This window comes from Streptomyces sp. NPDC048419 (genome assembly GCF_043200415.1).
In the GTDB taxonomy this organism is placed as follows: Bacteria; Actinomycetota; Actinomycetes; order Streptomycetales; family Streptomycetaceae; genus Streptomyces.
Genome location: NZ_JBICXT010000006.1, coordinates 1 through 16,789 on the forward strand (window position 1 = coordinate 1; position 16,789 = coordinate 16,789).

Below are 16,789 nucleotides of genomic sequence, written 5' to 3' on the forward strand. Positions count from 1 at the left end.
ATCATCGGCTCCCTGGGCACGCTCTTCACCATCGTGTACGGCATGGCCGTCTAGCGTCCGCCGACGGCAGGCGCCCTGCAGTCCTTCCCGGGCCCCCCCCGGCCCCCCCCCCCCCCCCCCCCCCCCCGGGGGGCCCCCCCCCCGGCGGGGGGGGGGGGGGGGCCCGCCCCCCCCCCCCCCCCCCCCCCGGGACGGCCACCCCACCCCCGGCCACGGCGAGCACAAGGTCCGCATACCCCCCGACCCCCACCCGAGCCAGCGCCTGCTCATGCAACTGCGGGACCGGCGGCCGCCAGCCGCTTCGCAGGATCGTCGCCACCGCCTTCATGTACGCCGGCGCCGCCACCGCCCGCCGCGACGGCGGAGGCGGCGCGATCCGGCCGTAGACGGCGACGTTGCGCCCGCAGTCCAGCGGACGGGACCGCAGCCACTCCCAGGTCTCCGCGTCGGCGTGCAGATCGAGGACCAGCGTCGTGGAACCGGCCGCACGCAGCCGGAGTTCCTCCCGCACCCAGTGCCAGGGCAGCCCGGTGTACCGCACCGTGGAGGGCGTCGTACGGGCCAGGGCGAGGTGCGGCAGCCGCTGGCGCCGGTCGAGTTGCAGTTGCCCGGTGACGAACACGGTCAGCGGCCCGGGGGCCGCCGCCGCGGCCCGCAGCCGGGTGAGCACGGCCTGCGGCTCCAGCGGGTCGGCGAGTTCGACGACGTTCGCGGTGTCCGTGCCGGACAGCACGCCGGGTGCGACGGCCGCGAGGACGGGGAGCACGGACGCCGCGTCCACCAGACACCCCTTGCCCACCGGGGATGCGGCGAGCAACAGCACGGTCCCGGGCATCGTTCCCTCCCCATCCCCCGTCGATCACTTACGGCAAACCGTATCCGCTGCGGCTGCAAAGGTGGACCTCAGGACGGAGGCAGGACTCAGGACGAAGGTGGGCCTCAGGACCGCGATCGCCGTACCGCGAAGACCGTGGTGTCGTCCGCGAGGCGGTTCCCGCAGTGCCGCAGCGTGCCGTCCCGCACGCGGATGACCAGGCGCCGGGGTTCCACGAGGCGCGGGTCGGCGGCGACGGCGCGGGCGACGTCGCCGGCGAGCGGGTAGAACGCCCCCTCGCCGTCCCGCGCCTCGGTCACGCCGTCGGTGGTGAGCAGGACGGTCTCGCCGGTGGCGAGCGGCACACGGTGCACGTGCGGGCGTCCGTCGGCGGCGAGTTCGACGAGGCCGAGCGGGAGACCGTCGCCGGGCGGCAGGGTCCGTACGCCCCCGGGACCGACCAACAGCGGGGGATCGTGGCCGAACAGCACCACGTCCACCACGCCGGGCTCGTCGTCGGGAAAGTCGAGCAGCGCCGCGGTGGCGAAGCGGTCGCCGTCGCGACGGCCGAGCGCGGCCGTGTGCCCGCGGTGACGGATCATCCGCACCTCCAGGCGCTCGGCGACCGTCGCGAGGTCGGCCTCGTGATACCCGGCCTCGCGGAACGTGCCGAGCAGCGCGGCCGCCGCCTCGACCGCGCCGAGGCCCTTGCCCTGCACGTCGCCGACGAGGACGCGGGTGCCGCGCGGGCCGGGCTGGATGTCGTAGAAGTCGCCGCCGACGCGGGCCTCGCTGTCGGCGGCGAGATAGACGGCCGCGTGCTCCAGGCCGCTCCAGTCGGGGGGCAGCGGGCGCAGCACGGTGCGGCGGGTGGTCTCGGCGACGTCCCGCATGTGCAGCATGCGCTTCTCGCCGCGCACCCGCACCGTGCAGGCGAGGACGGCCAGCACGCCGCCGAGGGCGACCAGGATGAAGTCGGGCAGTCCGGTCTGGTACTGGTGCGGCCAGGCGTGGTCCGCCAGCACATAGGTGACCAGCGCCAGCACGGCGAAGGCGGTCGTGGCCCACACCCCGCAGATCGCGGCGGCGATGGCCGGCACGAGCGCGAGCCAGGAGATGACCCGGAACTCGCCCGTGGTGTTGAAGTCGACGAGCGTGATGGCCACGAGCAGCAGCGCGGGCGGCAGCCAGGCGACGCTGCGGCCCCGCACCCACAGCAGCTGGTGCCGCTGGAAAGCGTCGAGGTGCCCGGACCGTGGCAGCCGGTCGAGCACCTTCGTCATGGGGCCCAGCGAAACATGTCCCCGTTCGGTGCGCATCCGCTCTGTCGACCGACTTGCCAGGGCCTGCTCGCAGGTGTGCTCTGGTAGTCGGGGGCGAGGAGAGAGAGGAGTGCTCTCATGGCGCAAGCGGCACCGACGTCCGGCGGCATGATGGGACGGGTCAGGGCGAACCGGGCGGCACGTCCCACCCGGACACCGGATCTGTTCGACGAGCGGGTCCACACCGTGGGCCGGTACGGGATTCCCGTCGTCCTGGGGCTCCTCTACGGCTTCTGGGCGGCGGCCAACCGGCGCGGCGGCGGCGAGATCACCGGCTGGAACATCCTGTTCGGCTTCATCAGCGCGGCCGTGTTCATCGTGCTGTGCATCGCCGTCGCGACGTTCGCGCCCCTGCTCAAGCGCGAGTTGCACTCACTGGTGAAGTCCGCATTCGCCGGAGCCTCGGTCGCTTTCCTCTACAGCCAGACCGGCGAGTCGATCTACCGGTCGGTGGCGGTGGGCGTGATCGTCACGGCGGCCGTCTTCCTGGTGTTCTTCTACCGCTACTACACGCGTGAGGACGCCGTGGGCAACCGCGTCCGCTGACCGTGACGGGCGGCGCGCGGTAACCCGTTCGGCGCCGCAGCGCTCGCGCGCGGCGCCCCCGGGCCGTTGCCTTGAGGGGTGGCCCCACGTCCTGCGCGCCTGCGGAGCGCCCTGTCGGCGGCACTGATCGCCCTCGCCTGTCTGCTCGCCCCGTGCGGCGCGCTGGCGGCCTGGGCGGCGTACGACCTCGCCGACACGGGGCGCTACGTCACGACCATGGCGCCGCTGGCCGCGGATCCGGCCGTGCGGAACGCGATCGCGGACACCGTGGGCGCCGGGATCATGGACGAGGTCGACGCGCGGGTGGACGTGCGTCCGCTGCGGGGCGCCGTGCGCCCCTATGTGCACGACGCCGTCCACTCCTTCACCCGTACCGAGGCCTTCCGCCTGGCCTGGGACGCGGCGAACCGTGCCGTGCACGACGCCGTGCTGCGCGCCCTGCACGACGAGAGCGAGCACGACGTCACGGTGGACCTCGCCCCCGTCACCGCCCAGGTCAAACGTCAACTGGCCGTGGACCACGTCCCGTTCGCGAACCGCATCCCGGTCGAGCACACCGAGGTGTCGGTTCTGCCGGTCCAGGAACTGGACCGGCTCCGGAAAGGATTCCACGTGCTGGAAGTCGCCGGTTTCTGGCTGCCCGTCACGGCCGTCGTCCTGGCCGTCGCCGGGATCGCCGTCGCCACCTGCCGCCGCCGCGCCGTCACCGCGACCGCGCTCGGCACGGCGCTCGGCGGCGCGCTGCTCGCCCTCGCCGTGATGATCGGACGCCGCCTCACCCTGGCCGACCTGCCCGAGGAGGCCCATCAGCCGGCCGCGGGCGCGGTCTACGACGCCCTCACCGCCACCCTCCGCCAGGCCTCCTGGCTCCTGGTCGCCCTGGGCCTGACGGTCGCCCTGGCCACCTGGCTCACCGCCCGCCTGCGCCGCCCGCGAGAACCGTCGAGCCCCGCGCCGGATCCGGCGGAGCGACCGACCAGGGTCCGCATCTGACCCGCCCGCGGTACGGCCGGCGCGAAGCCGGCTCAGCCTCCGACCCGCCCCGCACCGTCCCGTGCCAGGACGGCGAGCGTCCCCAACGCCCGCTCCAGATCCGCGAGGGCGGCCGACGCGAGGCCGAGCCGGACCGCGTCCGGGGTGCGGCCGGGATCGACGCAGAAGGCGGGGCCGGGTGTGACGGCGATGCCGTGGGCTGCGGCCGCGGCGGTGAAGGTGTCCGCGCGCCAGGGGGCGGGCAGCTCCCACCACGCGAAGCAGGCGCGCGGGTCGGACCGGATGCGGAAGCCGCGGAGGCGCCCGGCGACCAGGCGCTGTCTGCGCGCCGCCTCCTCCCGCTTGGCCGCAACCAGCCGCGCCACCGTCCCGTCCTCGATCCACCGCACGCCCGCCTCCAGCGCGAACCGCCCCGCGCTCCACCCGCCGGACCGCACCGCGTCCGCGACGGCGGGCACCCGGTGCGCCGGTACGGCGAGGAAGCCGGCCGTCAGCCCGGGCGCGACCCGCTTGGAAAGACCGTCGACGACATGGCTGAGGTCGGGGGCGTGGGCGGCGAGAGGATCCGCCGGGTCCGCCGGGTCTGCCAGGAAGGACCAGATGCGGTCCTCCACGACGGGGATGTTCAAGTCGGTCACCGTGCGGGCGAGTTGGCGTCGCCGCTCCGGACCCGTCGTCGCCGACGTGGGATTGTGCAGCGTCGGCTGGACGTAGAGCGCGGACAGGGGAGCGGTGCGGTGCGCGGCCGCGACCGCTTCCGGGCGCAGCCCCTCCGCGTCCGTGGCCAGCGGCACCAGCCGGATGCCCAGCCGCGCCGCGATCTCCTTGACCAGCGGATACGTCAGCTCCTCGACCCCGACGCGGCCACCCGGCCGGACCAGGGAGGCCAGGGCGGCGGCGATCGCCTGGCGGGCGTTCCCGGTGAAGAGCAGCCGCCCGGGGTCCGGGCGCCAGCCGGGCGTGGCGAGCAGGCCGGCCACCGCCTCGCGGGCCTCCGCGGTGCCGTCCGCGGGGCCCGGGCGCAGGGCCTCGGCAAGGACGTCCGGCCGCAGAAGCGGGGCGAGGGCAGGCGCCAGCAGCTCCGACTGGCCGGACACGGAAGGGTAGTTGAGCTCCAGGTTCACCGGCGCCGCGGTGGCCGGCTCGACGAGCGCCCGCCCGGCCGGCCCCTCCACCGCGGCCCGCACGAAGGTGCCGCGGCCGACCTCGCCGACGACCAGCCCGCGCCGCACCAGTTCGCCGTAGGCCCGCTCCGCCGTGGACGCGGCGATGCCGTGCCGCCGGGCGAACCTGCGTTGCGCGGGCAGCCGTTCACCTGGCCGGAGCCGTCCGGCGGCGATGTCGTCCGCTATCCGGTCGGCGATACGCCGGTACGCGTCCATGAACCCCCCTGCCGACATTGCACCGAGGACAAAGATCTTATTGCACCGAGGAGTTGGGGCGTCCTAGGGTCGGCCACATGGCACCCTTCCTCTCGTACGAGGACAAAGGGCCGGATTCCGCACGGCTCCCCCTCGTCCTCGTCCACGGCCATCCCTTCGACCGCACCATGTGGGCACCCCAGCTGGACGCCTTCTCCGCCGAGCGCCGCGTCATCGCCCCCGACCTGCGGGGCTACGGCGCCTCCCCCGCATCCCCCGAGGTCACCCGCTTCGAGGAGTTCGCCCAGGACATCACCGCGCTGCTGGACGACCTGGAGGTGGGCGGGTTCGTGCTCGCGGGCCTGTCCATGGGCGGGCAGATCGCGATGGACCTCGTCCGCCGGTCCCCCCACCGCGTCCGCGGACTCGTCCTCGCCGACACCTTCCCGGCACCCGAGACCCCAAAGGGCGTCCGCGCCCGCCACGCCATGGCGGACCGGCTGCTGCGCGAGGGCATGCGCGGATACGCCGACGACGTGCTGGAGAAGATGGTCGCCCCGTACGCCGCCCCCCAGGTCAAGGCGCATGTCCACGCGATGATGACGGCCACCCGGCCCGAGTCCGCCGCGGCGGCCCTGCGGGCCCGGGCCGCCCGGCCCGACTACCGCCCCCTGCTGGCCCGGGTCACGGTCCCGGCCCTGGTGGTCGTGGGCGCGGACGACACCTACACCCCGGTCTCCGACGCGGAGGCCATGCACGCGGCCCTTCCCGACTCGGTCCTCCACGTCGTCGGGAACACGGCCCACATGCCGAACCTGGAGAGCCCTCAGGAGTTCAACGGCGTACTGGGGAAGTTCCTGGCGCGAGTCGACCCGGCTGGGGGATGATTCGGGCATCTCACTCGCGAGCGGAAGGCCGGGACGTGGACACTGCCACCGCCGAGTGGACCGCCGCGAGCGAGGACGAACCCGTACGGCACCCCGGCCGGCGCCTCGCCGCCTGGTGCGCCGGCCTGCTGCTCCTCGCCGTGAGCGCGGTCGTCGGCTGCCGTGTCGCCGACACGGACGGCATCACCCCGGTCCCCCAGGTCCTCGCCTTCCTGCCCTGGCTCCTCGTACCCGCCGCACTGGCGCTGCTGCTCACACTGCTCGCGCGATGGCGGCTCGGCATGGTGTGGGCGCTCGCCCTGCTGGGGCTGCTGGCCTGGTTCATCGAGCCGTACGGCAGGACGGACGACGCCGGTGGTACGCCGGTCGCCGAGTTCCAGGTGCTGACGTCGAACGTCGAGTTCGGGCGCGGCACCGGTTCGCTCGTGCCGGAGATCCGGCGGCACCGGCCCGCCGTCGTGTTCGTCGAGGAGTGCGAGTACGGCTGCCAGGACACGCTGCGGCGGGAGTTCGGGACCGAGTATCCCTACCGGCAGGCCGTCGCGGCCGAGGGGTCCAAGGGGTCGGTCATCCTCAGCCGCTTTCCCCTCAAGGACACGGGCGGGGTGCGCGGCACCATGGGGATGCCCGGTGCCGTCGCCGATGTGGGCGGGCACGAGGTACGGCTCCAACTCGCCCATCCGATGCCGCCGTTGCCGGGACAGGTCGGCGTCTGGCGCCGGGAGCTGGGACGGTTGCGGGACACGGCCGCGTCCACCCGCACCCCGCTCGTCCTGGCCGGCGACTTCAACTCCTCGCAGGACCATGCCGCCTTCCGCCGCATCCTGGACACGGGGCTGAGCGACGCCGCCGCGCTCGCCGGGCACGACCGCACGCCGAGCTGGCCCGCCCGGCTGACCCCGACGTTCGGCACGCAGATCGACCACGTGCTGCTCTCCCGGGACTTCTCCGCGAGCAGCGCGCGCTTCCTGCGCCTGACCGGCACCGACCACCGCGCCCTCCTGGTGGACGTCACGCTTCACCAGCGCGGGCGCCCCTGAGCGCCCCGGAGCCCGGTGCTCATGATGAGCGCACGTCCCGCGAGTTCCCCATCGCTCGCGGACGCGGTCGCGGACACGTACCGCTATGTGGAGTGCGCCTTCGGCGAGGTGCTGGTCCCCGTCCGTACGGACCTCGCCGGGCCGGACGGCAGCGTGCTGGGGCCGCTGCGGCAGGAGGTGGCGGCGGCGCGGGCCATCGCGTCACCGCACTGAGGTCCGCCCGGACAGGCCGGTGCGGGCCGCCCTGTGCAGGAGGACGGCCCGCACCGTGGTGTGGGGGGTGGCGCCGCGAGGCCTAACGGCCGGACTTGTGCAGGGACTTCTCGCTCATCGCCTTGTCGAGCGCGGCGGCGAATCCGTTGGCCCACAGCTGGTCCACGCGGGCCCGCTCGTTGGCGTCCGGGTTGGGGTTGGTGCAGGACGGGCCGGGCCCGCCGCCGGACATCAGCTCGCTGCACGGGCCTTCGTAGTGGTCGGGCAGGCCGAGGACGTGGCCGGTCTCATGGGCGGCCACGCGCGTGGAGTCGTACTCCTGGTTCTGCGCGTAGTCGAGGAAGACGTAGCCACTGCCGTGACCGTCGGTCGAGGCGTACGAGCCGCGCGAGTCGTTGCCCTCGCGGTAGCTGAAGTCGGCGCCCGACGAACCGGCCTGGAGCTTCACGTTCGACTCCGCGCCGTTCCATATCTGGGCGGCGCGGGCTATCTGGGCGCTGAACGTCGGCGCCCCGGAGGGGTCGTAGGTGACCGTGACGGCGGCGGCGCTGCTCGGATGCGCGGCGCGCTTCTCGGCGACGGACTTCAGGACCGCCTGGAAGAACGCCCGGTTCGCCTTGGCCTCGGCGGCCGAGCCGGTGTAGCCGGAGTACGGTGCCGGAGCCGGGGACGCGGCGGCCGGAACCGCCGTGCCGAGGCCGAGGACCGCGAGGCCGACGCCGGCGGCCGCCGCCGTACGCGCGAACCTGGACCGGGACATGGATCGGGACATGGGCAGGGGAGTGCGCTGGTGCATCGATGACTCCTAGGTGGGGGTGAGTCAGTCGTCACCGGTGAGTGTGTGCGCCTGTGCGAGCGCTGTGATGATGCCAACCGGCGATAGCGCGGCCCTATCGCGATTCGGCCGGACGTCCTGATTCGCGTGTTCCTGCCGGGATTTATGCGTCTGGTGAAAGCTTTGATTCCGCTTTACGCTCCGAGGGCATGGACCTCGAGGTGCGACACCTCCGTGCGCTGTGCGCCATAGCCGACACCGGCAGCCTGCACCGTGCCGCGCGCCAACTGGGCGTCGCCCAGCCGTCGTTGAGCACACAGCTGCGCCGTATCGAGCAGGAGCTGGGCGGCGCGCTGTTCGTCCGCGCGCGCACCGGCTGCCGGCCCACCCCGCTGGGCAGCCTGGTGCTGAGCCGCGCCCGCCCGCTGGTGGCCGAAATGCGCTCCCTGGTCAGTGAGGCGCGGGCCGCCGCGACGGGCGGTCCCGAACTGCGCGTGGGCTCCACCGCGAGCAAGGCCCTGTCGGGCTGGCTGCGCCGGCTGCGCGCCCGCGGCCAGGACCCCACCCTGCACATGAACGTCTCCCCGAACGCCCTGCTGCGCATGGTCGCCGACGGCCAGCTCGACGTCGCCTTCGTGCACGAGGTCGAGGGCAGCTGGCTGCGCATGCCCGAGGGGCTGCGGCTGCGCGTCCTGGTCGAGCGCGAGCCGCAGTTCGTGTACCTGCCGGCCGACCATCCGGCGGCCGCGCACCCGGCGGTCGACGTCCGTGACCTCGCCGCCGACCGCTGGATGATCGACCCCACGGTGGACGGCGAGTGGGACGCCGTGCAGCACATGTTCCGCCGGGCGGAGATCAATCCGCACGTGCTGCACGGCGACTACCACACGGCCGCCGCGCTGGTCGCGACCGGCGAGGTGGTCACCATCTGCCAGCCGACCGCCGTCTCCCACGCCGACATGGTCGTACGCCGCCTCAAGGGCGACCCGCTCGGCGTCCGCCTGCTGCTGGCGGCCCGCACCGAGACGGACCTGGACGGCGCCCTGCCCGCACTGGAGGAGGCGTACTGGGAATCGGCCCGGCAGGCACCGACGTACCGGGAGTGGCTGGAACGCACGGGTACGAGCACTCCGGCCCCGGCGCTTCGGTAATTGCGGTGATCCGAGCGGCGGTTGAGGGGTGCTTGACACAACCGGTCACACTGTCCCTTGCCCCTCCCCAAGATCACCATCCGGGGCCGCTAACCTTACGTGTCCGTCCTGGCCAGGGATTTACGGGCATCAACTCACGCGAAGGGTTGCGCACATGGGCATTCTCACTCTCCTGCGGAATGCGTTCGGCAGGTCACGCAAAGGGCGTGCCGCCGAGGCAGAGGGTGCGGACCTAACCCCTTCGCGCTCTACGGAGCCGACGGTCCCCTCCCCGTCCCCCGAACCTCAGCCCCCCACCACAGCCCAGGTCCCCGAGCCCCGCTCGTCGACCACGGAGACCGACGACGAACACGACCTGGTCTCGGCGGCCTTCGACAACGTGACGGTCCCAAGACCGTCGGAACCCCTGGACGACGAGCCGCCGACGAGTCCGGCGGAGCCGGCGGCGGTGGCTGAGTCGCAGAAGTCGGCGCCGGAGCCCGCGGCCGTGGCGGAGAAGTCGGCGCCGGTGGCCGAAACCGAGCCTGCGGCCGTGGCGGAGAAGTCGGCGCCGGTGGCCGAAACCGAGCCCGCGGCTGTGGCGGAGAAGTCGGCGCCGGTGGCCGAAACCGAGCCCGCGGCCGTGGCGGAGAAGTCGGCGCCGGTGGCCGAAACCGAGCCCGCGGCCGTGGCGGAGAAGTCGGCGCCGGTGGCCGAAGCCGAGCCCGCGGCCGTGGCGGAGAAGTCGGCGCCGGTGGCCGAAGCCGCCGCCGAGCCGGTCGCCGAAGCGGAGGCCGAGGCGAAGGCGGAGCCGACGCCGGTCGAGGAGCCGGTTGCGGCGGATCCGAAGGCCGAGCCGACGCCGGCTGAGGAGCCGGTTGCGGCGGAGCCGGCGGCCAAGACTGAGCCGAAGACTAAGACCGAGGCGAAGGCTAAAGCCGAGCCGACGCCCGTCGCCGAGGAGCCGAAGTCCGAGCCGGAGGAGCAGCGGGAATCGGCCACGAAGGTCGCCCCCGAGCCCGCGCCCGAGCCCGTTGCCGAGAGCGCCCTGGAGCCGGTCGCGGAAGCCGAGCCCGAGCCGGTGGCCCAGGCCACCGAGACGGAGCTCGTCGCCAAGGTCGAGGAACCGGCACAGACCCCTGAGCCGGTCGCCGCGGCCGTAGACGGACCCGAGGCCGCCGACGGCGAGGAAGCCCCGCAGGGGCCACTCGCACCCGACGACGAGAGCGGTACGGGTGGTGCGGGTGGGAGCACGGCGGCCGAAGACGAAGCCGAGGCCGTGACCGCCGAAAAGACCGACGCCCCGGGCACCGCCCTCGCCAAGGCCGGCCTCACCGGCACCCGCGCGAAGACCTACCTCGTCCTCGACCGCTCCGCGAGCATGCGCGCGTACTACAAGGACGGCTCCGCCCAGGCCCTCGCCGACCAGACCCTCGCCCTCGCCGAGCACCTGGACCCCGACGCCCCGGACGCCACCCTCCACGTCGTCTTCTTCTCCACGGAAGTGGACGGCACCACCGACCTCACCCCCACCTCCCCCGAGAACGCCGTCGACGCCGCGCACGCGGACCTCGGCCGCATGGGCCGTACCAGCTACCACGCCGCCGTGGAAGCGGTCCTCGCCCACTACGACCAGCACGCCGCCCCCGGCACCCCCGCCCTCGTCGTCTTCCAGACGGACGGCGCCCCGGACGCCAAGACCCCGGCCACGAAGTCCCTCACCGACGCCGCGAAGTCCCACCCCTCGGTGTTCTTCTCCTTCGTCGCCTTCGGCGACCACGACAACAAGGCCTTCGACTACCTCCGCAAGCTGAAGACCGGCAACACGGCCTTCTTCCACGCGGGCCCGACCCCCAAGGAGCTCACGGACGCGGAGCTCTACGACGGCGTACTGATCGACTGGCGCCCGTAACCCCGTAGACCCCGTACAGCCGTCGGACGACAAGCGGCCGCCCCTTCCCACCCTGCAAAACGGGAGGCGGGCGGCCCACCCATGTCGGCTACGATTTCAAGGTTCGCAAAAGCAGCAGCACATCCGACCTGGGAGCAGCCCCCGATGGCTCGACACCTCATCACCAGCGCCCTTCCGTACATCAACGGAATCAAGCACCTGGGCAACATGGTGGGGTCCATGCTCCCGGCGGACGTGTACTCCCGCTACCTCCGCCAGCGCGACCACGACGTCCTGTACATCTGCGCGACGGACGAGCACGGCACCCCGGCCGAGCTGGCCGCGAAGGAGCAGGGCCTGCCGGTCGACGAGTTCTGCACCCAGGCCCACGACGCCCAGAAGGCGGTCTACGACGGCTTCGCGCTCGCCTTCGACTACTTCGGCCGCAGCTCGAGCCCGCAGAACGTCGAGATCACCCAGCACTTCGCGCGCCGCCTCAACGAGAACGGCTTCATCGAGGAGCGGGCGATCCGCCAGGTCTACAGCCCGACCGACGGCCGCTTCCTCCCGGACCGCTATGTGGAGGGCACCTGCCCCCACTGCGGCTACGACAAGGCGCGCGGCGACCAGTGCGAGAACTGCACCCGCGTCCTGGACCCGACCGACCTGATCAACCCCCGCTCGGCGATCTCCGGCTCCACCGAACTGGAGGTCCGCGAGACCAAGCACCTCTTCCTCCTGCAGTCGAAGCTCCAGCACGAGGTCGAGGAGTGGGTCTCCCGCCACGAGGACGACTGGCCGCAGCTCGCCTCCTCGATCGCCCGCAAGTGGCTGAACGAAGGCCTGCACGACCGCGCCATCACCCGCGACCTGGACTGGGGCGTCCCGGTCCCGTCCGACACCTGGCCGGAGCTGGCCGCCGAGGGCAAGGTCTTCTACGTCTGGTTCGACGCCCCGATCGAGTACATCGGCGCGACGAAGGAGTGGTCGGACCTCGACCCGGACAACCGCGACTGGAAGTCGTGGTGGTACGACGTCGACACGGACGTCCGCTACACCGAGTTCATGGCGAAGGACAACGTCCCCTTCCACACGGTGATGTTCCCGGCCACCGAGCTCGGCGTGCGCGAGCCGTGGAAGAAGGTCGACTACGTCAAGGCCTTCAACTGGCTGACGTACTACGGCGGCAAGTTCTCCACGAGCCAGAAGCGGGGCGTCTTCACCGACCAGGCGCTGGAGATCCTGCCGGCGGACTACTGGCGGTACTTCCTCATCGCCAACGCCCCGGAGTCGGACGACTCGTCCTTCACCTGGGAGCACTTCACGGCGACGGTGAACAAGGACCTCGCCGACACCCTCGGCAACTTCGTCAACCGCGTCCTGTCCTTCTCCAAGAAGCGCTTCGGCGAGGAGGTCCCGGCGGGCGGCGTGCCCGGCGAGGCGGAGGCGAAGCTGGGCGGGCAGATCGCCGAGCTCCTCGCCGAGTACGAGGCGCAGATGGAGTCCCTCCAGTTCCGCAAGGCGGCGGCGGCGCTGCGCGCCCTGTGGTCGGCCGGCAACTCCTACCTGGAGGAGAAGGCCCCCTGGCTGGAGATCAAGACGGACAAGGACGGCGCGGCCCTCACCCTGCGCACCGCGATGAACCTCATCCACCTGTACGCGGTGGTCTCGGAGCCCTTCATCCCGACGACGTCGGCCGCCATGCGCCAGGCGTTCGCCCTCAAGGACGACACCGCGACCTGGGTGACCCCCGAGGAGGCGAAGGCCCTCACCGCGGTCCCCGCCGGCACCCCGTTCACGGTCCCGCCTGTGCTCTTCGCAAAGCTGACGGACGAGGATCTTCAGGCCTACAAGGAGCGCTTCGGCGGCGAGCCGCAGTAATTCGTTGCCGTAGTCAACCGGCCCCCGGTTCCGGAGTGTTGCAGCTCACCCTTATGGTTTCCGCCATGGCAGTCCCAGAGGTCATTCCGATCGCCTACGCGCCGAGGCACCGTACCGAGAGCATCGGACGGTACGCAGACGGTCAGTTCCTGGCGTCGGTCACCTATGCGTTCCCCGAAGGGTTCCGCCCCGACGACGGCTGGGAAGAGCACAAACGCCTCTACACCGTGCTCCATCTCTTCGACGCCGAGGGCCACTACCGCGACTCCGAGATCTGGTGCGCCGGCACCTGGGCCGAGCAGCAGCGCGACCCGGACGGCGACGGCTCCGTGCTCGCCCGCGCCCGGGTCCATCTGGCCAAGCTCCTGCGCAGCCTCCCGCGCCGCTCGTACACGGACATCGCCGTCCGCCCCTTCCGCGTCACCGTGGACGGCGTCCTGTTCGGCCTGCTGACCGGCGAGGAGGACGGCGAGGCGTGGGCCGAGCTGTACCCGGACCACCTCGGCTTCGGTGAACCATGGGACGGCACCTACGACACGTGACCGGGGTTTCGCCCCGGCCACGCGCGCACCGGCTGCCTACGACGACGCCGAGGCCGACGCCGAGGCGCCCGGCTGCACCGCGTCGTCCGTGCCGTCATGGGTCTGGTCGGGGTCGACGCCGACCGTGATCGACGCGCGCACGCCCTTCGCGATGCGCTTCTTGTCGTACGCCAGCCTGAGCAGGCCGCCGGTGGTGCCGCTCTGGTCGTAGATCGTGTCCTCGGTGAGCGTGGTGCGCTCGGTGGTGCTGGTGGAGTAGGGCTCCACCTTCGCGGAGGCGAGGACCGCCTCCTCGGCGAAGAAGAACTGGCCGGTGTGGCAGCTGTGGCCGCCCTCGTAACCGGCGTCCGTCCAGGTGCCGTCCACATGCACCTTGGCGTGGATGTGGACGCAGCGGCCCCGGTACCAGCCCGGGAAGATCGTCTTGAAGGTGACCCGGCCCTGCCGGTCGGTCTTCCAGGTGCCGCGCAGGTAGCGCTTCTCGTCCGTTGGCTCCTCGTGGCCGCCACCGCCGGTCCCGCCGGACGGCGGCGCGCCGGTAGGGGTCCCGGTCGGCGTGCCGGAGGGCGCGTCGGTCGGCGCGCTGCCGCCGCCGGTCGACAGGCTCTCGTAGCCGGAGTAGATGCCCAGCGCGTCGCAGTGCCAGATGTCCACGGCCGCGTTCCGGACCGGCTTGCAGGTCTCGGAGTCGATCACCTTGAGGCTGAGCGTGAGCGGGATGCCCTCCTTGTCCTCGGTGATGTCCCGGCGGATCTTGTCCGCGTCGATGTAGTACGGCCCCTCGGTGGTCTCGGAGGTGAGCTTGTAGCAGGCCTCGGCACTGCTGCCGCTCGCCGAGGCGTCGGTGGCCGGCTCGTCCGCTGAGGCGTTCAGGGCGAAGCCTCCTCCGATGCCCACCGCCGCCGCGGCGCCCGCGCCCACGGCTACGACCTTGCGGCGCGTCAGGTCCTTCTTGTGTTGCGGCTCTTCGGCCGTCTGCTTTCCCGTCATGGGCGGCGAAGGTAGGAGTGGCGCCTGTCAGGAGCGTGGGAAAGGACTGTGGAGAGCCATGAATCCTTCAGGTCGGCTCGAAACCACCGTGGGATTCGCGCCATCCCCGGGCAGAGCACCGTGTCCCAGCGCCCTCGCGCGCCGTCCGGACGTGCCGCAGGCCCTCCTGTGCGATGCGAGTGGCCCGCTCGTACTCCGCCGTCGTACGGGCCTGCGCCAGCAGGGCCCGGGCGGTGCGATGGCACTCCGCGGCCTCCGTCAGCGCCCGCCCCGCCGCGGCGTCGGCACCCGCCCAGCTCGCCGCGCCCGGCGGGGCGAGGCCGGCGGCCAGCCGGAGCAGCAGGCGGTGGGCCTCGGCCTCCGCGTCCAGCCGGGACGCACCCCGTGCGCCCCGCGCCCGGCGCACGGCCGTGCACACCGCCCCTGCGATCAGCAGCGCCGCCAGTGCGATCGCGTACCCCATGGCTCACCTCCCGCGTGCGTGTGTCCCTCCCCCTATGACACGACTGGCCGCTGTGCACCCTCCCCGGGCCTGCTGTGGGCTTCCGGTGAGCTCGTCCGGGGCGGCCCCGCACGCGAAAGGGCCCGGGACCGTCGCCGGTCCCGGGCCCTAAGAATCCGCGCCGGGGTTACTTCGGCTGCGGCTTGCGCACCGACAGGTGCAGCTCCCTCAGCCGCGCCTCCTCCAGCTCCGTCGGCGCGCCCATCATCAGGTCCTGGGCGTTGCCGTTGAGCGGGAAGGCGATGGTCTCGCGGATGTTCGGCTCGTCGGCGAGGAGCATCACGATGCGGTCGACGCCGGGCGCGATGCCGCCGTGCGGCGGGGCGCCGAAGCGGAAGGCGCGCAGCATGCCCGCGAACTTCTCCTCGACGGTCTCGCGGTCGTAGCCCGCGATCTCGAAGGCCTTCAGCATGATGTCCGGCTCGTGGTTCCGGATCGCGCCGGAGGACAGCTCCACGCCGTTGCAGACGATGTCGTACTGCCAGCCGAGGATGTCCAGCGGGTCCTGGGTCTCCAGGGCCTCCAGGCCGCCCTGCGGCATCGAGAAGGGGTTGTGCGAGAAGTCGATCGTGCCGGTCTCCTCGTCCTTCTCGTACATCGGGAAGTCGACGATCCAGCAGAAGCGGAAGACGCCGTCCTCGAACTGCCCGGCGCGCTTGGCGGCCTCGACCCGCACCGCGCCCATGATCTTGGAGACCTCGTCGAACTCGCCTGCGCCGAAGAACACGGCGTGACCGGCGGCGAGCTGCAGCCGCTTGGTCAGCTCGGCGACGTTCTCCTCGGTGAGGAACTTGGCGATCGGGCCGGTCAGCGAACCGTCCTCGGCGACCCGCACCCAGGCCAGGCCCTTCGCGCCCTGGGAGACGGCGAAGTCACCCAGCTGGTCGAAGAACTTGCGCGGCTGGTCCTGGACCGCCGGGACGGGCAGCGCGCGCACGTGCTTGCCCGCGAACGCCTTGAACTCCGAGCCCTCGAAGACGTCGGTGATGTCGACGAGTTCGAGCTTGGCCCGCAGGTCCGGCTTGTCGGAGCCGTACTTGAGCATCGCCTCGCGGAACGGGATCCGCGGGAAGGGCGAGGTGACGTGCCGGCCGCCCCCGAACTCCTCGAAGAGCTCGGTCATCAGCTTCTCGACCGGCTGGAAGACGTCCTCCTGCTCGACGAAGGACATCTCGATGTCGAGCTGGTAGAACTCGCCCGGCGAACGGTCCGCACGCGCGTCCTCGTCCCTGAAGCAGGGCGCGATCTGGAAGTAGCGGTCGAAGCCGGAGATCATCAGCAGCTGCTTGAACTGCTGCGGGGCCTGCGGCAGCGCGTAGAACTTGCCGGGGTTCAGGCGCGAGGGGACGACGAAGTCGCGGGCGCCCTCGGGGGAGGTGGCGGACAGGATCGGCGTCGCCATCTCGTTGAAGCCCAGCGCGGTCATCTTGTGGCGGATCGCCGAGATGACCGACGTACGCAGCAGGATGTTGCGGTGCATGCGCTCGCGGCGCAGGTCCAGGAAGCGGTACTCCAGACGCCGCTCCTCGTTGACCCCGTCCTCGGCGTTGATCGTGAAGGGGAGCGGGGCCGCGGCGCCGAGCAGCTCGACCTCGCCCACCTCGACCTCGATCTCACCGGTCGGCAGATCCGGGTTGACGTTCTCGGCGCCGCGGGAGACGACCGAGCCGTCGATACGGACCGTGGACTCCTTGGTGACCTTGTCGAGGGCCTCGTAGGCGGCGGTGCCGGGGCGCGCGACGAGCTGCGTGATGCCGTAGTGGTCGCGCAGATCGATGAAGAGGATGCCGCCCAGGTCGCGCCGATTGTGCAGCCAGCCACTCAGCCGGACGTCGGTGCCGACGTCAGAGGAGCGGAGCTGGCCGCAGGTGTGGGACCTGTACCGATGCATCGTCGTTCATC

At 72.3% G+C, this 16,789-nt stretch carries 15 protein-coding genes and 1 pseudogene; 9 read left to right on the forward strand and 7 right to left on the reverse strand.

The annotated features are described in order from the left end of the window. Positions 1 to 205 precede the first annotated feature (205 nt). Together ACGFYN_RS15120 and ACGFYN_RS15125 are read right to left on the reverse strand one after the other, a co-directional pair. Positions 206 to 835: pseudogene (locus tag ACGFYN_RS15120) on the reverse strand (hypothetical protein); the annotation flags it as partial. 104 nt (positions 836 to 939) lie between these two features. After that, entirely contained in the window at positions 940 to 2,097 is a 1,158-nt protein-coding gene (locus ACGFYN_RS15125) for a PP2C family protein-serine/threonine phosphatase (RefSeq protein ID WP_393866271.1), read from the reverse strand. Between the two features lie 117 nt (positions 2,098 to 2,214). On the opposite strand from ACGFYN_RS15125, the gene ACGFYN_RS15130 reads away from it, so the two are divergent. Beyond that, positions 2,215 to 2,682 carry a hypothetical protein gene (locus ACGFYN_RS15130; RefSeq protein ID WP_393866272.1) on the forward strand — a complete coding sequence of 156 codons (468 nt, stop codon included), beginning with the start codon at positions 2,215 to 2,217 and terminating at the stop codon, positions 2,680 to 2,682. Positions 2,683 to 2,760: 78 nt separating this feature from the next. Beyond that, entirely contained in the window at positions 2,761 to 3,675 is a 915-nt protein-coding gene (locus ACGFYN_RS15135; RefSeq protein WP_393866273.1) for a hypothetical protein, read from the forward strand. A gap of 32 nt (positions 3,676 to 3,707) precedes the next feature. Here ACGFYN_RS15135 and ACGFYN_RS15140 read toward each other — a convergent pair whose 3' ends face one another. Continuing rightward, the gene (locus tag ACGFYN_RS15140; protein WP_393866274.1) at positions 3,708 to 5,057 is read right to left on the reverse strand and encodes a PLP-dependent aminotransferase family protein; all 1,350 of its coding nucleotides are present in this window, start codon (positions 5,055 to 5,057) and stop codon (positions 3,708 to 3,710) included. Positions 5,058 to 5,134: 77 nt separating this feature from the next. Here ACGFYN_RS15140 and ACGFYN_RS15145 point away from each other — a divergent pair, with 77 nt between their 5' ends. Genes ACGFYN_RS15145 through ACGFYN_RS15155 form a run of 3 tightly spaced genes read left to right on the forward strand, consistent with a single transcriptional unit; the run spans position 5,135 to position 7,176 of the window. Then, positions 5,135 to 5,923 (forward strand): alpha/beta fold hydrolase, encoded by a 789-nt coding sequence (locus ACGFYN_RS15145; RefSeq protein ID WP_393866275.1) that lies wholly within the window; start codon positions 5,135 to 5,137, stop codon positions 5,921 to 5,923. 35 nt (positions 5,924 to 5,958) lie between these two features. Continuing rightward, entirely contained in the window at positions 5,959 to 6,963 is a 1,005-nt protein-coding gene (locus tag ACGFYN_RS15150) for an endonuclease/exonuclease/phosphatase family protein (RefSeq protein ID WP_393866276.1), read from the forward strand. 21 nt (positions 6,964 to 6,984) lie between these two features. Then, positions 6,985 to 7,176 (forward strand): hypothetical protein, encoded by a 192-nt coding sequence (locus ACGFYN_RS15155; protein ID WP_393866590.1) that lies wholly within the window; start codon positions 6,985 to 6,987, stop codon positions 7,174 to 7,176. Positions 7,177 to 7,258: 82 nt separating this feature from the next. Here ACGFYN_RS15155 and snpA read toward each other — a convergent pair whose 3' ends face one another. Continuing rightward, positions 7,259 to 7,936 (reverse strand): snapalysin, encoded by a 678-nt coding sequence (gene snpA / locus ACGFYN_RS15160; RefSeq protein ID WP_393866575.1) that lies wholly within the window; start codon positions 7,934 to 7,936, stop codon positions 7,259 to 7,261. Between the two features lie 224 nt (positions 7,937 to 8,160). On the opposite strand from snpA, the gene ACGFYN_RS15165 reads away from it, so the two are divergent. From ACGFYN_RS15165 to ACGFYN_RS15180, 4 genes are all read left to right on the forward strand, one after another. Beyond that, on the forward strand, positions 8,161 to 9,102 hold the full coding sequence (locus ACGFYN_RS15165; protein ID WP_393866277.1) for a LysR family transcriptional regulator: 942 nt from the start codon (positions 8,161 to 8,163) through the stop codon (positions 9,100 to 9,102). Between the two features lie 154 nt (positions 9,103 to 9,256). Then, entirely contained in the window at positions 9,257 to 10,993 is a 1,737-nt protein-coding gene (locus ACGFYN_RS15170) for a VWA domain-containing protein (RefSeq protein WP_393866278.1), read from the forward strand. A 144-nt stretch (positions 10,994 to 11,137) separates the two neighbouring features. Next, on the forward strand, positions 11,138 to 12,853 hold the full coding sequence (gene metG, locus ACGFYN_RS15175) for a methionine--tRNA ligase (protein ID WP_393866279.1): 1,716 nt from the start codon (positions 11,138 to 11,140) through the stop codon (positions 12,851 to 12,853). A 65-nt stretch (positions 12,854 to 12,918) separates the two neighbouring features. Then, positions 12,919 to 13,395 carry a hypothetical protein gene (locus tag ACGFYN_RS15180; protein WP_393866280.1) on the forward strand — a complete coding sequence of 159 codons (477 nt, stop codon included), beginning with the start codon at positions 12,919 to 12,921 and terminating at the stop codon, positions 13,393 to 13,395. Between the two features lie 36 nt (positions 13,396 to 13,431). Here the strand turns inward: ACGFYN_RS15180 and ACGFYN_RS15185 are convergent, their stop codons facing one another. The 3 genes from ACGFYN_RS15185 to aspS all read right to left on the reverse strand — a co-directional run bounded on the left by ACGFYN_RS15185 (position 13,432) and on the right by aspS (position 16,778). Beyond that, positions 13,432 to 14,385 carry an intradiol ring-cleavage dioxygenase gene (locus ACGFYN_RS15185; protein WP_393866281.1) on the reverse strand — a complete coding sequence of 318 codons (954 nt, stop codon included), beginning with the start codon at positions 14,383 to 14,385 and terminating at the stop codon, positions 13,432 to 13,434. 67 nt (positions 14,386 to 14,452) lie between these two features. Further along, positions 14,453 to 14,848 (reverse strand): hypothetical protein, encoded by a 396-nt coding sequence (locus ACGFYN_RS15190; protein WP_393866282.1) that lies wholly within the window; start codon positions 14,846 to 14,848, stop codon positions 14,453 to 14,455. A gap of 166 nt (positions 14,849 to 15,014) precedes the next feature. Continuing rightward, positions 15,015 to 16,778 carry an aspartate--tRNA ligase gene (gene aspS / locus ACGFYN_RS15195; RefSeq protein WP_393866283.1) on the reverse strand — a complete coding sequence of 588 codons (1,764 nt, stop codon included), beginning with the start codon at positions 16,776 to 16,778 and terminating at the stop codon, positions 15,015 to 15,017. Between the last annotated feature and the right edge of the window lie 11 nt (positions 16,779 to 16,789).

Excerpts from the sequence above, each read along its gene's own strand:
- ACGFYN_RS15155 (WP_393866590.1), top strand. The coding sequence starts at position 6,985 with ATGATGAGCGCACGTCCCGCGAGTTCCCCATCGCTCGCGGACGCGGTC.
- ACGFYN_RS15145 (WP_393866275.1), top strand. The coding sequence starts at position 5,135 with ATGGCACCCTTCCTCTCGTACGAGGACAAAGGGCCGGATTCCGCACGG.
- ACGFYN_RS15165 (WP_393866277.1), top strand. The coding sequence starts at position 8,161 with ATGGACCTCGAGGTGCGACACCTCCGTGCGCTGTGCGCCATAGCCGAC.
- ACGFYN_RS15190 (WP_393866282.1), bottom strand. The coding sequence starts at position 14,848 with ATGGGGTACGCGATCGCACTGGCGGCGCTGCTGATCGCAGGGGCGGTG.
- ACGFYN_RS15180 (WP_393866280.1), top strand. The coding sequence starts at position 12,919 with ATGGCAGTCCCAGAGGTCATTCCGATCGCCTACGCGCCGAGGCACCGT.
- aspS (WP_393866283.1), bottom strand. The coding sequence starts at position 16,778 with ATGCATCGGTACAGGTCCCACACCTGCGGCCAGCTCCGCTCCTCTGAC.
- ACGFYN_RS15130 (WP_393866272.1), top strand. The coding sequence starts at position 2,215 with ATGGCGCAAGCGGCACCGACGTCCGGCGGCATGATGGGACGGGTCAGG.
- ACGFYN_RS15140 (WP_393866274.1), bottom strand. The coding sequence starts at position 5,057 with ATGGACGCGTACCGGCGTATCGCCGACCGGATAGCGGACGACATCGCC.
- ACGFYN_RS15185 (WP_393866281.1), bottom strand. The coding sequence starts at position 14,385 with ATGACGGGAAAGCAGACGGCCGAAGAGCCGCAACACAAGAAGGACCTG.
- metG (WP_393866279.1), top strand. The coding sequence starts at position 11,138 with ATGGCTCGACACCTCATCACCAGCGCCCTTCCGTACATCAACGGAATC.
- snpA (WP_393866575.1), bottom strand. The coding sequence starts at position 7,936 with ATGTCCCGGTCCAGGTTCGCGCGTACGGCGGCGGCCGCCGGCGTCGGC.
- ACGFYN_RS15125 (WP_393866271.1), bottom strand. The coding sequence starts at position 2,097 with ATGACGAAGGTGCTCGACCGGCTGCCACGGTCCGGGCACCTCGACGCT.
- ACGFYN_RS15170 (WP_393866278.1), top strand. The coding sequence starts at position 9,257 with ATGGGCATTCTCACTCTCCTGCGGAATGCGTTCGGCAGGTCACGCAAA.